Here is a 13947-nt window from a genome sequence, read left to right as displayed (position 1 = left end):
CTACCTCCTGTCCTTGCTATGCAGCACGACGACATAGCCTTCTGGGCAAGTTACCGAAACTTCCCTATCTATATATTCGTTAGAAGCGTATACTTTTTTAAAGAAAAAATTTTCCTCTGTCAACTCATACTTGGCACCAAGAATGGTCAGCTGGCTATCCCGAACTGGCATAAAGGCTAGATAATCGTAGTCTGAACGAGGCTCTAGCTGACTGGTCCCTTCTGGACAATAGGCAATCACATTTTGCCCATCCTCAATCGCTATCTGGCGCATATAGGGTGCCAACTTGGGATTGCTAGGCAGAAAGACATTGGCCAGCATGTGGTCGATCCGACCACCCAAAGCCCCAAAAATAGTCACCTGAGCCTGGGGATTTTGCTCAAAGATGGTTAAAAGAGCCAATTCCAGATCTGTGTCATCCTTTTCTGGCTGGGCTTGGACAAAATGCTGGGCACGTTTTTGAATCACCTGACGTTCGTCTGCAGTCACCGAATCAAAATCTCCAACTGCTAGAGCCAGAGGCAGATCTTCTTCCAAGACCCAGAGCGAGCCTCGATCCACACCGACAAAGCTATCAAAATCCGTCCGATAATGCCCACGGTCTCCGCCTGCAAAAACAGCAACCCTAGTCCAGTTGTTTTCTGAGAGTTTGCACTCGTTCATTGACATCTCCCTTAAAGACATAGGATCCTGCTACAAAAACGGTCGCTCCAGCTTCTTTGGCTTGAGCAATAGTTTGATCATCGATTCCACCATCAACTTCTATCTCAAAGTTCAGGCCTTTTTCCTCACGAAGGGCAACCAACTCACGAACCTTGTCCATGGTTTCAGGCAGAAAAGCTTGACCACCAAAACCAGGATTAACCGTCATGACCAAGACTTGATCAACTAGGTGAAGGACATGCTTAATTGCCTCGACAGGCGTACCAGGGTTAATGACGACCGAAGGTTTAACACCGAGAGAGCGAATTTTTTGGAGGGCACCATGAATATGAGGCGTTGCTTCCACATGAATACTGATGATGTCTGCACCTGCACGCGCAAAGTCTTCTAGATGATGCTCAGGATTTTCTACCATCAAGTGGCAGTCAAAGACCATCTTACTATGAGGACGAAGGCTTTCAACCACACCTGCACCAAAACTGATTTGTGGTACAAAGTGACCATCCATGATATCGATATGGGCATACTCTGCCCCAGTTGCTTCTAGGCGTTTGATTTCACGTTCAAAGTTGGCATAATCTGCTGCCAGAATTGACGGAGCAATCTTGTATTGAGACATAGGTTTCTCCTTATTTTGGAATTTTTTTGCTGACTTTTTTATAGGTCTCTCTGCGATTTTCAATTTCACTGAGGAATTGCAAGTAGTTGTCAAAACGGAAGGACGCAATGATACCCTCTTCGACAGCTGGCTTGACTGCACAGGACGGCTCATGAGTATGGGTACAAGTACGAAACTTACAGTCTCGACTGACACTGGCAATCTCTGGAAAGGCCTGATTGAGGTCTTCAGCCGTTGACGCTTCATAATCCAGTGATGAAAATCCCGGCGTGTCAGCGATTTTACCTCCATTAAGGTTGTAAAAACTAACAGCTCGAGTGGTATGGCGACCGCGACCCAGACTATCTGAGATTTCACCTGTTTCGAGATTGAGGTCTGGTGCGATTTTATTGAGAAGGGTTGACTTCCCAACACCTGTCTGCCCCATAAAGACTGTCACTTTGCCTGTCAACAAAGGTAGGAGTTCCTCTTTACTAGTCACAAAGTCATAGCCGATGTCACCATAAGTCTGTTCATAAAAATCCAGTTCTCCCCTATCTTCCAGCAAGTCCATTTTAGAAATATAAACAATAGGATGGATGCCCTTGTGTTCTAAAAGAACCAAGAAACGATCCAGCAAATTGCTGTTGAAGTCCGGTTCCTTGACTGACATGATCACCACAGCTTGGTCAATATTGACAATAGGCGGACGGACCAGACTGTTTTTCCGTTCGTGAATCTTGAGAATGTAGCCTTCTGAATTTTCCTCGGCAGAGAAATCTACCCAGTCCCCAACGTAGGGTGTATGACCTTTTTTGCGGAAATTCCCACGCGCACGTGTCTGATAGACTTGGCCATCACTCTCCACATAGTAGAAACCTGCCAAGGCTTTAATGATTTGTCCCTGCATCTTAAAGCCCTTGTCCTTTAAGCGCATCTGCTAGGCTGGCAAATTCTGCCAAACTGAGAGCTTCTCCACGTACACTTGGTGACAAACCTGCTTGATCCAAAGCCTTGCTCAACTTTTCCTTGACTTCTTCAGTCTTCCCAAAATAACCTGTCAGGTTATTCCACAAGGTCTTGCGACGATGAGTGAAACTAGCCTTGGAAACCTTAAAGAAGAAGTTCTCATCTTTCACTGCTACAGCTGGATTTGGACGGCGCACCATTTTCAAGATGGCTGAGTCCACATTTGGAGCTGGCACAAAGACCGTACGAGGCACGATGAAGGCAACCTTAGCTGTCATATAATACTGCACAGCGATCGACAAACTACCATAAGCCTTAGTATTTGGCTGTGCTGAGATGCGATCCGCCACTTCTTTTTGCATCATGACGACAAACTCACTAAAGGGAATGCCACTCTCGATCAAGTGCATGAGAATAGGAGTCGTGATATAGTAGGGCAAATTGGCAACTACCTTAATCGGCAAGTCAGGATTTTTGAAATTCTGGATATGTTGCGCCAAATCGACCTTGAGAATGTCCTCGTTGACTACAGTAACATTGTCAAAATCACGCAGGGTATCTGCTAAAATCGGTACCAAACGGTGATCAATCTCAAAGGCCATGACTTCTGCCGCACGCTCAGCCAAAAATTCTGTCAAGGCACCAATCCCTGGCCCGATTTCGATGACATTAACCTGGTCATCAATCTCAGCCGTATCCACGATTTTTTGAAGGATATTGGTATCCGTCAGGAAATTTTGTCCAAAGGACTTTTTAAAAGTAAAACCGTGACGCTCCAGCACTGCCTTGGTCACGCTATAATCTGCAATTCTCATCTATTCTCTTTTCTATTTATTAGCTAAAAATAATATATAAAACCCACATAATTACTAGTGCCAACAAAATCCAAAACACTAAAAGAACACGAGACTTGTTCCCTTCTGAATCAGCTCCAGTCGTATCTAGCACTTTCTTATCTTCTTGGGGGTTCATTTTCTTCAGTTCATCCTGATAGGCAACCGAATCTACAATATTGTCTTCTGGCAATAATTCTGAAGCATAATAATCAGGAAAGCCCATAGCAAGACCAATTAAGTTCTTTTCTGTCACAGAAAAATCTAAATCTTTGGGTTGATTTTCCCGAATAGCTCGTATATTTTTTAACAGTTTATCAGAAACAACAGACACTTGGTCCATAAAAACAACATCTAAAAGATCAAATCCGAGCACATCACCGTCTTTGACATTTGCAAGAATATAACGGACAAAGTCATCATATAGTTGCACGGATTGCGGGGCATTCTCTTCTAAAAAAGATCGGTTTTTGAGGGCATTCTGCTGGAATTTTTCAATAGAAAGCAAGATATCTACATTCTGCTCTTGGTAAAATCTTTCTGCTTGCTCTTCATCTTCTTCCAGTTTTTCTGCTGTTTCCCAGAGAGCAATCGGAGCTTTTAAATCTTCTTCATCCCAAAACAATTGCCAAAAATAGGGTATTGTGTAAATTCCCTCTGTTAGAATACGGGCTTCATCTCCGTTTTTTAAGTAAATATAACTTCTATTTGCCATATCATTTCCTTTCACAATCTTTGAAAAAGGTTAGTGGTTCAAGTAGGATGTAGATAAAACTATAAAGTTTCCAATTTTTCATGCCCAATCGAAAACCTAGACTTCATTTAAAAAGATGTTTCATAAAAGCACCAAGGGACGATAACAATACATGACCAGTTCAACCTCGGTCAGGACATCATCTGCAATTCTCATTTATTCTCTTTTCTAATATAGTATGCTTCCGGGGTATAATGATAGAGCAAAACAAATAAGGGAATCTCAGTAATTCCTTCCAGCATCTCTTTTAAGACCGCATCTGGATGGATAATCTCTCGTGTTTTGGTGAAATAAACACCTTGTTCCCCATTTCGATTACGGAGTTCCCAAGCGACATTGTTTCCTTGAACAGACGGCAAATAACGTTCCCTTTCTAGAAAGTCAAAAAAATCTTTCACTGTCATATCTTCAGGAATCTCAAATTCTATCTCATGGGGCAGTACATCATCCCCCATACACACAGACTCTCTGTCAACTTGTATTTTCATTTCAATCTGTCCTTATAAGTTTCTATTTGAACGCTATCAAAATAAATATAAGTACCTCTATTGTAACACATTCCCTTTGTATTTTTGAGCTATCTAGCTATTATCATAACTTTCCATAGCCTCTTCCACTTCTGCCAAGGTTATCCCAAACAACTCTAAGCGCTTGAGGAGTTGTTTGCCGTTGGAATAGCCGATGCGGAGCTGTTCGCCTAGATACTCTCTGCGCCTACGACTATCTGCTCCTGCTAGAAAACCTAGGCGAATCAAGTCACCACGACTGATGTCAAACTCGTTCTCGTTTTCAAATTGCTCTGTCACCTGAGCCAGCGCTGCTTTTAGATCTTCATAGCTGGCGTGTTCAATTCCCAGAGAACGTCCTTTGGTCTTGGACTTGGGAACCGCTTCATCTCGCTTGAGAAAGGCATGCTGTACTGTTGGAATGGCCGTCATAATCATGCGCCGAATGCGCTCCCCATTAAAATCTGGATCTGTAAAGACAATGACTCCATGCAATTCATGCAGGCGCTGAATGCGTTCTATATCCTGGTCATTTATTGCGGAACCTCGTGTCTCATAGGTTTCCACGTCAAAGTAACGTTTGAGATTGGCCGTGTCATCACGCCCTTCAACCACGATAACTTGGGAAATTTTTTCTTTCATCACTTGCTGTCCAATCCAAAGATACGCTCTGCATTTGCAGTCGTTGCTGCTGCTAATTCCTCGGTCGTCATCCCACGCAAGTCGGCAATAAAGTTCACCACATAACGTGTGTAGGCTGTTTTATTCTCACGGCCACGTTTAGGAACAGGAGCCAGGTAGGGGGCATCCGTCTCTACCAAAATCTTATCTAAAGGAAGCTCTCTAGCAGCTTCTTGGATATCCGTTGCTTTCTTAAAAGTCACCACTCCTGAGAAAGAAATGGTCATACCAAGCTCGACAAACTTCTCAGCCCACTCGAGAGAGCCTGAAAATGAATGCATAATCCCACCACGAGGACCAACGCCCTCGCTCTTGATAATCTCATAAGTATCTTTTAGCGCATCACGAGTGTGGACCACAAAAGGCAAATTCAAATCCTTAGACAGCTGAATCTGACGACAAAAAACCTGTTTCTGCACTTCCTTAGTTGCTGTCATCCAATGGTAGTCCAAACCAATCTCACCTAAAGCAACAACCTTGGGATGTTTTAGCTTTTTAAGCAAGTAAGCTTCGACCTCGTCTGTGTAAGTCCCTGCTTCCGTTGGATGCCAGCCAATAGTTGCGTAGAGTTGCTCATACTCATCTGCCAACTCTAGGGCTCGTTCAATGGTTGGCTTATCAAAACCAACAATATTCATCTGTGTCACACCCATCTCAGCAGCCAAGGCGATTTCTTCTGCCTCACGTCCTGCAAATTCTTCTACATTTAAATGTGTGTGCGTATCAAAAATCATCTCTTCTAACCTCATTTTCTTCCATCTATTATACCAAAAATAGCATCCCTCGGCTTGTAAAAATATTCTAATACCGATCATTCTCCCTTGACTGCCTTTTTTCAAAGCAGTATAATAACACTTATTGAAATTTTCAGCAAAGGAAAAGAAAATGTTTAGAAAATTAAAATATACCTTTATCGGTCGACCACTCAAGTCTCTCACAGACGGCGAAGGGGGATTACTTGGAAAAATGCAGGCACTTGCAATGTTATCCAGTGATGCCCTATCTTCTATTGCCTATGGACCTGAACAAGTCATTCTCGTTTTAGTCAGTCTCTCTCCTCTCGCTATTTGGTGGAGCCTCCCTATCGGTATTTTTGTCCTCTTACTGCTCGCTAGTTTGACCATTTCCTATCGTCAAATCATTCATGCCTATCCTCAAGGTGGAGGAGCTTATATGGTTACTCGAGAAAATCTATCTCCCGAGCTAGGCTTGATTGCGGGAGGTAGTCTGCTGGTTGACTACATGCTGACTGTGGCGGTATCGGTATCATCTGGAGCCGACGCTATAACAGCAGCCCTCCCTGCCCTCCATCCCTACAATCTTCATATCTCTATTTTCCTAGTCTGCCTGCTCATGCTCTTGAATTTAAGAGGATTAAAAGAATCTGCCAGCTCTCTGATGATTCCCGTCTACCTCTTTATCTTCAGTACCGTCTTTCTCTTGCTTTATGGGTTCTTTCAACTATTTACAGGTTCCCTAAACTATCAGGCGACTTCAACCATTGGGCAAACCGTTCCGAGCCTTTCCATCGTTCTCCTATTGAGAGCCTTTACCAGTGGCTCTGCCTCTCTGACAGGGGTTGAGGCTATTTCAAATGCGGTACCATTTTTCAAAACTCCGAAAGAAAAGAATGCTGCTCAGACCTTGACCATCATGTCCTTGATTTTAGGTTTTCTTTTTGCAGGCATCACCTTCCTAAACTACTGGATGGGCATCACACCTCAAAATGGAGAAACCGTCCTCTCGCAAATGGCCAAGGGCATTCTTGGAGATTCATTCTTTGGTCATGCTAGCTACTATCTCTTCCAGTTCTCAACAGCCTTGATTCTAGCTGTAGCTGCAAATACTGGCTTTTCAGCCTTCCCTATGCTGTCCTACAATATGGCCAAAAACAAGTACATGCCCCATCTCTTTATGGAAAAAGGGGATCGCCTTGGCTACTCCAACGGTATCTTAACTCTGGCCTTTGGGGCTATGATCCTTCTTCTCATTTTTAACGGGAATACTGAACGCTTGATTCCTCTTTATACTATCGGGGTCTTCGTTCCCTTTGCCCTTTCTCAGACTGGGATGATTCGCCATTGGAAAAAGGAAAAAGGAGTAAACTTCTTAAAATCTGCCTTCGCTAATATCCTTGGGGCCATCATTTGTTATGCTATTGTCCTCATTTTACTCCTCTTCAGACTGGGTGATATCTGGCCATTCTTCCCAATTATTCTAGTCTTAACCTTCCTCTTTTTGTCCATCCACAACCATTACCAAAAAGTGGCAAAACAGCTACGACTCTACGAAGGAATTGAAAAGCGCACTTATGACGGCAACCTTGTCCTTGTTCTAGTAGGGAATGTTACTCGAGTAAGTGTCGGAGCCATTAACTACGCTCAAAGTATCGGTGATGAAGTGTTAGCCATGCACATTTCTACTAAAGAAACGGCAGAAAAAGATCAAGAAATTCTTCAGGAATTTGCCGACTACTTCCCAAATATCACTCTGAAGAATATCAATACCAGTTACCGCGACATCATCACCCCTAGTGTTAAGTATGTCAAACGAATCGCCCAAGAAGCTAAGCAAAAAAACTACACCGTTACAGTCCTTGTCCCACAGTTTATCCCTAACAAGCCTTGGCAAAATATCCTGCACAATCAGATGAGCCTCAAACTAAAATACGCTCTCAGATGGCATGAAGACGTCGTTGTCGCCAGCTACTCTTATCACTTAAAAGAATAAAGAAAAGGCCCTACCAGAACCAAAAAGCGTCTGGTGGGGCCTTTTTCTGAATCCAGCCACTATGCTTAACTAAAAAGCATGACTAGGAATACTATTGAATGTGGTTAGCTAAATCTTCTTGGGCTTTTTTGTTGGACTCAACTTTTTCTTTTTGCCATTTTTCATAAAGCTCTTGGTACTGTTTCGCAGTCACGGGATCTTTTTGCAACTCAAGGTATTTGTAGTTGTCCGCATCCCCTTTGTGTCCGACAAATGAGAAGGCTCCTGTGAACGGTACAGTCTTACGGAAGATTGGATTAGCTCCTCCACTTTGAACCGGCAGAAAGAGAGCACTATCTGTTAGCCAAGCTTGAACTTCGGCAAATTTCTCATAGCGAACCTGAGTGTTTTCAACTTCTTTATCTGCCTCATCCAACAACTTCTTGTAGGTAGAGAGACCGATTTTTTCCTTAACATCATTGTCTTTTCCTGGAGTCAAGCCAAGATTTTTTAGCTGAGAACCAGAGTCTGGATCCAAGAGGTCAAGATAGGTCTTAGGATCAGAGTAATCTCCGCTCCAGCCTGAGATGTCGATGTCATAGTCCTTTTGTTCAGCTGTGTCAGCAAAGAAGGTTGCATTGTCTTTCTCGTCTGGAGAAAGTTGAATCACATCGATAACAATATTGTCTGATCCAAGTGTCTCTTCAACTGTCTGTTTGAAAGAACTGGCTTGCTGTACGTCCAACTTAGCAGTCTGATCCACCGGCATGTCTAAATGGATAGGGAAGGTCACACCTTCTGCCTGTAAGCTTTCTTTGGCTTTGGCAAATTCTGCCTTGGCTTTATCAGCATTCAAGAAGGCAGGCTGAGCATCGTTTAGATTGACATTAGACCACTCTGAACCGTAGTTGACTATCTTTTCATTGACAGCATCTCCGAAGTTTTTCCCACCGATTTGAACAAAGTTGCTTGGTGTGACCGTGTTTCGAAGGATACGATCAGCTCCATCTTCTCCATTTGTCTGGGCGGCATAGGCATGACGGTCAAAGGCAAAGTTAATTGCCTGACGGAAGTCCTTATTTTGCATAGCTGCACGAGAATCCGTCTTTTCTTTATCCGTCTGTTTCATTGTTTGATTGTAACTTTGACGGTTGACATTGAAGAGATAGTAGAAAGTCACAGCATTTTGAGGAGTATAGGTAATCTTATCTTCATTCCCTTTTTTCAACTGGTCAAAGACAGAGCTTGTCGGGAAGATACGGCCATCTGTGTAGTTGCCTTCTAAGAATCCTCGAGCCAAACTATCTTGGTCTGAACCATCATAGAAGGAAAGTTTTACCTTCTCAATCTTGACATTGTCCTTATCCCAGTAATTAGGGTTCTTTTCAAACTCAATTAAAGATTTTGATGTGAAAGACTTGAACAAGTATGGCCCATTTGACAGGATACTAGATGGGGTAACACTTCCAAAGTCATCTCCCTTAGATTTCAAAAAGGCTTCATTGACAGGACTCAAAATTCCCCCTGTTGTCTTTGAATTCCAATAAGACTCTGGCTTGTTCAAGGTGTATTGGAGAGTATAGTCGTCCACTGCCTTGACTCCAACCGTCTCAAAATCAGATGTTTTCCCTTCAACATAATCTGCCAAACCTTTGATTGAATCCCGTACCAAGTACAAGTTCTCAGCCTTTTTATCCGCTGCATACTTAAGACCTGTCACAAAATCATGTGCTGTCACTTCAGCATACTCTTCTCCTTCAGAGGTATACCACTTAGCCCCTTGGCGGATTTTATAGGTATAGGTTAAACCGTCTTTTGATACTGTCCATGACTGCGCCATAGAAGGAACGAGGTTGCCGTACTTATCATTTTCCAACAAACCATCAATCAAGTTTGTCGTAATGCTAGAGGTCGAACCACGTGTCGAAGTGATATAGTCTAATGTATCTGGATTGCTAGCAAATACATATGAGTAGGTTTTATCTGTATTTGATTGTGCCGAACTACACGCCGCCATCAAGAAGCTTGCGCTCAAAATTCCAGCCCCTAGTAGGAGGGCTTTTGATTTCTTCATAACTGTTCTCCATTTTTTATAGTATGTGAAATATTATACACTATTTCAGAAAAAATATAAAGCATTTACAGACTGATATTATAGGAAAAAGAAAAGCCAGTAGACTCGAGTTCCTACTGACTTCTTTGTTGAATTCGTTTGGATTAAGCAGCCAAAACTTTGCGTCCTTTACGACGACGAGCTGCCAATACGCGACGACCGTTTTTAGTTGACATACGGTTACGGAATCCGTGTTTGCGCGCACGACGAAGTTTACTTGGTTGATAAGTACGTTTCACGATGAATACCTCCTCATAGATTTTGTATTCGTTTAGCCGGCTATAAAGTGATCAGTTACTAAACATACTTTACTATTCTATCTGATTCTGCCACTTTTGTCAATAGCTCCAAGCAAATGTTTTAGAGCTTTTCCTATGAAAGCCCTTATCTACGATACTGTTTTAAGAAACGAGTCATCTTTTCTTGGATTTGTGCTAATTCATCTACACGAGGGAGGTAAACGATACGGAAATGGTCTGGTTCCTTCCAGTTAAAACCACGACCATGAACTAAGAGAACCTTTTCTTGTTTCAAGAAATCAAGAACAAACTGCTCATCATCATCGATGCGGTACATATTGCGGTCAATTTTCGGGAAGATATAAAGACCCGCCTTAGGCTTGACCGCGGACAAACCTGGAATATCTTGAATGGCATTATAGATAAAGTTTCTTTGCTCATAGATACGACCACCAGGAAGGAGCAATTCATCCACTGACTGGTGACCTCCTAGCGAGGTTTGTACAACTTGCTGGGCCAAAACGTTGGAGCAAAGGCGCATATTTGACAGCATATTGAGCCCTTCGATATAGCCCTTAACATGAGTCTTAGGTCCAGATAAGACCATCCAGCCCACACGAAAACCAGCGATACGATGCGATTTTGACAGACCATTCATGCTGACACAGAAAACATCAGGTGCCAAGCTTGCCACAGGCGTGTGTACATGCCCATCCATCACCATGCGGTCATAAATCTCATCTGCAAAGATGATCAAGTCGTTTTGACGAGCGATTTCAATAATCTCCAACAAGAGTTCCTTAGGATAAAGGGCTCCAGTTGGGTTGTTCGGATTGATAAGGACGATGGCCTTAGTATTGGAAGTAATTTTTGACTTAATATCGTCAATATCTGGGTACCACTCTGCAGTTTCATCACAGATATAGTGAACGGCATTTCCCCCAGCTAGGCTGACCGCGGCTGTCCAGAGAGGATAGTCTGGCATAGGCACCAAGACCTCATCGCCATTATCCAAAAGCCCTTGCATGGACATAACAATCAGCTCACTGACACCATTTCCAAGGTAAATATCATCAATGTCTACATTGGGGAAGTTCTTCAGTTGGCAATACTGCATGATGGCTTTACGGGCTGAGAAAATCCCTTTGGAGTCAGAATATCCCTCACTATCACGCGCATTCATAATCAAGTCATGAATGACCTCATCTGGCGCTGTAAAGCCAAATTCTGCTGGATTCCCTGTATTCAGACGTAAAATCTTTTCTCCGTTTGCTCGCATCCGCATAGCTTCTTCCAAAACAGGACCACGGATATCATAGGCAACATGCTCTAACTTACTAGACTTGTTATATTCTTTCATCTTGTTTCCTCAATTCATCGAGATAGTAACATTATACCACTAGAAAGGGATTGCGACAAGTTTCCTGAAATGAGCAAGTAAAGAAAAAACTCACAACGACTAGGTTCTCACCGTCTAAATAACTAGAATGCAGAAGTATTTTCTCACATACCAAAAGACAAACCTAGGAAGACTAATGCTAAAAAGGAATCATACAAAAGATTAAACATGAGAAAGAGCCCCCACGTGACCAAATAGTCCAAGCGACCACTTCTCTTTGCAATCACAAATAAAATGATGTGGTAGACTAAGTGAAAGAGAAGAAATCCAATAAAACCTGGATAGAGAACGGGCACGACTCTTTCCAGCTGCCAAAGCATCACTACTTCTCCTACAAGTGACGCAAGGATAATTCCATGATAAAGAAAACTTATTTTTTTAGAAGCTTGAACAGAGTCTTTCATACTTTCTCATCCCCTCACTATGTTTCCTAATATCCCGTTTTCTTTTATTTTAACATATCTCCACCAAATCGAATCTCCGATAATATTTATTTAAATATGATTTTTACTTTACTTCTTTAGTGAAAAGGATTACAATAAAAGTAAGAAAATTTCAGGAGGTTTCATTATGGCACAACGTTACCAAAATGTTATGGTTGCAATTGATGGTTCTAAAGAGGCAGACTTGGCTTTTGTTAAAGGTGTTTACACTGCTCTACGCAATGATTCCAAGCTCACCATTGCCCATGTTATTGACACACGCGCTCTTCAAAGCGTGTCTACCTTTGATGCTGAAGTTTACGAAGAACTCCAAGTTGACGCTGAAAGTTTGATGAAAGAGTACGAAAAACGTGCAAGAGATGCTGGTGTGACCGATATTCATACCGTCATCGAAATGGGAAATCCGAAAACCCTCCTTGCCCGTACCATTCCAGACGCAGAAAATGTTGACTTGATTCTCGTCGGTGCAACAGGTCTTAACGCCTTTGAACGCCTCTTGGTTGGCTCTTCATCTGAATACATCCTCCGCCACGCAAAAGTTGATTTGCTCGTCGTGAGAGAACAAGAAAAAACATTATAGGAACACAAAAGGAGCCTGCTAGGCTCCCTTTTTTCTTACTTATTTTTCTCTTTATGTCGCTCATAAGCCTTGAGCTGACGCTGCAGTTCCTTTCTGATAGCAGGTTCTGGAGCATATTTTTCGTCCCAGTCATCCGGTTTTAAGATTTTATGTGTAACTGGATCAAAATGGGCTTTTCCATCAGGAAAAACCTTCCCCATGTTTGCCTCATGCACAATATCAAAGATGCGTTCTGGATCCACTCCCATCAAGGCAAAACTGCCGTAAGTAAAATACAGTGTATCGATTAAGGCATCAACCTGCCCGATTATATCTTTTTGGGCAGGCGTTTTTTGCCTCACCTTTTCGGCCGCCTTGTCAATTGCCGAATGCATGCTTGCAAGTGACTGCTGGAATTCTTCCTCCGAAGAACTTGCCGCTCGGACAAACTCTACTAATTCTTCAATTTTAAAGTCTGCACGATGGGTTGCCCCTTCAACATCCCATGCCTGCGGCTCTTCCTGCGTCCGTTCATCCATCATGTGATGGAAGGTCTTGACCTTATTAAAATGGTAATCTCGACTGACAAAAACTTTTTCTGAAGCCAAAACACCAAAGTGCTCGAGCGCCTTGTGGATGCCATCTTGTTGGTTACTTGCTGTAATGTGCTTGGCAACTTCTTTGACGCTACTACTGCCATTTCCCATGGCTACAGACATACCAACACCTGCCAACATTTCCAGGTCATTGTCTGAATCACCGAAAGCCATGACTTGATTGAGATCAAAACCATACTCTTTCCCGACTCGGCGAATGCCTTCTAGTTTGGAATTTCCTTGGTTGATGATATCTGCTGCAAAAGGATTGCTTCGAGTTAATTTCAAATCTTCAAAATCAGCTGCTGCTTTCTCAGATTCCTCTGGCGTCATCAGCATTAACACTTGATAGATTGGCTCATTTATCAAACGAAGCAGGTCATCTTCCTTTTGAGGGACTGCCTTGCTAACCATTCGATTAAAGGAACGGCTCACGGTTCTTGTCAGAACAGTCGGAATAAAACGACTAACCAGCTGTGAAAAGGATCCGAGACCAAATGACATAATTTTCGAACCAACAACAGCATGCTCGGTTCCAAGAGCGATTTCTTTTTGCTCTTTTTTAGCATAGGCAATCAATTGACGCAGGCTTGACTTAGCAATCGGACTAGCAAATAAAACTTTTTCTTTATTAAAGATATATTGTCCGTTATAAGTTATTGCAAAATCCAAGTCCAAGTCTTCCATCAATTCCTTGACAAAGAAAGGCCCCCGTCCTGTCGCTACTCCAACAAGCACCCCTTGCTCTTTCACAATCCTAATCGCGTCCTTAGTGGATTTCAAAACACTCTTACGATCGTTGACTAGCGTTCCATCAATATCAAAAAAAACAGCTTTGACTTCCATCCTATCCCATTCTCCCCTTTTGTGTTACAATGATTATAC

At 42.6% G+C, this 13947-nt stretch carries 15 protein-coding genes; 2 read left to right on the top strand and 13 right to left on the bottom strand.

From position 1 onward, the window contains the following. From D8805_RS03880 to D8805_RS03845, 8 genes are all read right to left on the bottom strand, one after another. Positions 1-663, bottom strand: coding sequence for a thiamine diphosphokinase (locus D8805_RS03880; RefSeq protein ID WP_125415504.1), 663 nt, complete (start codon positions 661-663; stop codon positions 1-3). Continuing rightward, positions 626-1282 (bottom strand): ribulose-phosphate 3-epimerase, encoded by a 657-nt coding sequence (gene rpe / locus D8805_RS03875; protein WP_125415502.1) that lies wholly within the window; start codon positions 1280-1282, stop codon positions 626-628. The genes D8805_RS03880 and rpe overlap by 38 nt, the downstream gene beginning before the upstream one ends. Before the next feature lie 10 nt (positions 1283-1292). Beyond that, positions 1293-2171 (bottom strand): ribosome small subunit-dependent GTPase A, encoded by an 879-nt coding sequence (rsgA, locus tag D8805_RS03870; RefSeq protein WP_125415552.1) that lies wholly within the window; start codon positions 2169-2171, stop codon positions 1293-1295. Position 2172: 1 nt separating this feature from the next. Continuing rightward, positions 2173-3045, bottom strand: a complete 873-nt coding sequence (rsmA, locus tag D8805_RS03865) for a 16S rRNA (adenine(1518)-N(6)/adenine(1519)-N(6))-dimethyltransferase RsmA (protein ID WP_125415500.1) — start codon at positions 3043-3045, stop codon at positions 2173-2175. A 19-nt stretch (positions 3046-3064) separates the two neighbouring features. Then, positions 3065-3778 (bottom strand): dimethyladenosine transferase, encoded by a 714-nt coding sequence (locus D8805_RS03860; protein ID WP_125415498.1) that lies wholly within the window; start codon positions 3776-3778, stop codon positions 3065-3067. Between the two features lie 191 nt (positions 3779-3969). After that, positions 3970-4305, bottom strand: coding sequence for a hypothetical protein (locus tag D8805_RS03855; protein ID WP_125415497.1), 336 nt, complete (start codon positions 4303-4305; stop codon positions 3970-3972). A 93-nt stretch (positions 4306-4398) separates the two neighbouring features. Then, a complete protein-coding gene (gene rnmV / locus D8805_RS03850) occupies positions 4399-4965 on the bottom strand; it encodes a ribonuclease M5 (RefSeq protein WP_125415495.1) in 567 nt (188 codons plus the stop codon). Then, a complete protein-coding gene (locus D8805_RS03845) occupies positions 4965-5738 on the bottom strand; it encodes a TatD family hydrolase (protein ID WP_125415550.1) in 774 nt (257 codons plus the stop codon). The genes rnmV and D8805_RS03845 overlap by 1 nt, the downstream gene beginning before the upstream one ends. Before the next feature lie 151 nt (positions 5739-5889). Between D8805_RS03845 and D8805_RS03840 the strand changes: the two genes are divergently transcribed. After that, on the top strand, positions 5890-7734 hold the full coding sequence (locus D8805_RS03840) for an APC family permease (RefSeq protein WP_125415494.1): 1845 nt from the start codon (positions 5890-5892) through the stop codon (positions 7732-7734). Positions 7735-7825: 91 nt separating this feature from the next. On the opposite strand, the gene D8805_RS03835 is transcribed toward D8805_RS03840, so the two are convergent. The 4 genes from D8805_RS03835 to D8805_RS03820 all read right to left on the bottom strand — a co-directional run bounded on the left by D8805_RS03835 (position 7826) and on the right by D8805_RS03820 (position 11868). Further along, the gene (locus D8805_RS03835) at positions 7826-9787 is read right to left on the bottom strand and encodes a peptide ABC transporter substrate-binding protein (RefSeq protein ID WP_125415492.1); all 1962 of its coding nucleotides are present in this window, start codon (positions 9785-9787) and stop codon (positions 7826-7828) included. 143 nt (positions 9788-9930) lie between these two features. Further along, positions 9931-10065: a 50S ribosomal protein L34 gene (gene rpmH / locus D8805_RS03830; protein ID WP_000831905.1), complete on the bottom strand. Its 135-nt coding sequence runs from the start codon at positions 10063-10065 to the stop codon at positions 9931-9933. Between the two features lie 145 nt (positions 10066-10210). Then, positions 10211-11425 carry a pyridoxal phosphate-dependent aminotransferase gene (locus tag D8805_RS03825; RefSeq protein WP_125415490.1) on the bottom strand — a complete coding sequence of 405 codons (1215 nt, stop codon included), beginning with the start codon at positions 11423-11425 and terminating at the stop codon, positions 10211-10213. Positions 11426-11568: 143 nt separating this feature from the next. Next, positions 11569-11868, bottom strand: coding sequence for a hypothetical protein (locus tag D8805_RS03820; protein ID WP_045593637.1), 300 nt, complete (start codon positions 11866-11868; stop codon positions 11569-11571). A gap of 166 nt (positions 11869-12034) precedes the next feature. On the opposite strand from D8805_RS03820, the gene D8805_RS03815 reads away from it, so the two are divergent. Continuing rightward, positions 12035-12487: a universal stress protein gene (locus D8805_RS03815; protein ID WP_084975993.1), complete on the top strand. Its 453-nt coding sequence runs from the start codon at positions 12035-12037 to the stop codon at positions 12485-12487. A gap of 35 nt (positions 12488-12522) precedes the next feature. On the opposite strand, the gene D8805_RS03810 is transcribed toward D8805_RS03815, so the two are convergent. Beyond that, positions 12523-13908: a Cof-type HAD-IIB family hydrolase gene (locus tag D8805_RS03810; RefSeq protein ID WP_125415488.1), complete on the bottom strand. Its 1386-nt coding sequence runs from the start codon at positions 13906-13908 to the stop codon at positions 12523-12525. Between the last annotated feature and the right edge of the window lie 39 nt (positions 13909-13947).

The sequence above is a fragment of the Streptococcus oralis subsp. dentisani genome (assembly GCF_003944205.1).
Taxonomy (GTDB): domain Bacteria; phylum Bacillota; class Bacilli; order Lactobacillales; family Streptococcaceae; genus Streptococcus; species Streptococcus oralis_BH.
This window is presented reverse-complemented; position numbering and strand designations above follow the sequence as displayed.

Bases quoted from the DNA above. Each gene is read 5' to 3' on its own strand.
- rnmV (WP_125415495.1), bottom strand. From the start codon at position 4,965: ATGAAAGAAAAAATTTCCCAAGTTATCGTGGTTGAAGGGCGTGATGAC.
- D8805_RS03845 (WP_125415550.1), bottom strand. From the start codon at position 5,738: ATGATTTTTGATACGCACACACATTTAAATGTAGAAGAATTTGCAGGA.
- D8805_RS03835 (WP_125415492.1), bottom strand. From the start codon at position 9,787: ATGAAGAAATCAAAAGCCCTCCTACTAGGGGCTGGAATTTTGAGCGCA.
- D8805_RS03860 (WP_125415498.1), bottom strand. From the start codon at position 3,778: ATGGCAAATAGAAGTTATATTTACTTAAAAAACGGAGATGAAGCCCGT.
- D8805_RS03815 (WP_084975993.1), top strand. From the start codon at position 12,035: ATGGCACAACGTTACCAAAATGTTATGGTTGCAATTGATGGTTCTAAA.
- D8805_RS03810 (WP_125415488.1), bottom strand. From the start codon at position 13,908: ATGGAAGTCAAAGCTGTTTTTTTTGATATTGATGGAACGCTAGTCAAC.
- rsmA (WP_125415500.1), bottom strand. From the start codon at position 3,045: ATGAGAATTGCAGATTATAGCGTGACCAAGGCAGTGCTGGAGCGTCAC.
- rpe (WP_125415502.1), bottom strand. From the start codon at position 1,282: ATGTCTCAATACAAGATTGCTCCGTCAATTCTGGCAGCAGATTATGCC.
- D8805_RS03880 (WP_125415504.1), bottom strand. From the start codon at position 663: ATGAACGAGTGCAAACTCTCAGAAAACAACTGGACTAGGGTTGCTGTT.
- D8805_RS03825 (WP_125415490.1), bottom strand. From the start codon at position 11,425: ATGAAAGAATATAACAAGTCTAGTAAGTTAGAGCATGTTGCCTATGAT.
- D8805_RS03855 (WP_125415497.1), bottom strand. From the start codon at position 4,305: ATGAAAATACAAGTTGACAGAGAGTCTGTGTGTATGGGGGATGATGTA.
- D8805_RS03840 (WP_125415494.1), top strand. From the start codon at position 5,890: ATGTTTAGAAAATTAAAATATACCTTTATCGGTCGACCACTCAAGTCT.
- D8805_RS03820 (WP_045593637.1), bottom strand. From the start codon at position 11,868: ATGAAAGACTCTGTTCAAGCTTCTAAAAAAATAAGTTTTCTTTATCAT.
- rsgA (WP_125415552.1), bottom strand. From the start codon at position 2,171: ATGCAGGGACAAATCATTAAAGCCTTGGCAGGTTTCTACTATGTGGAG.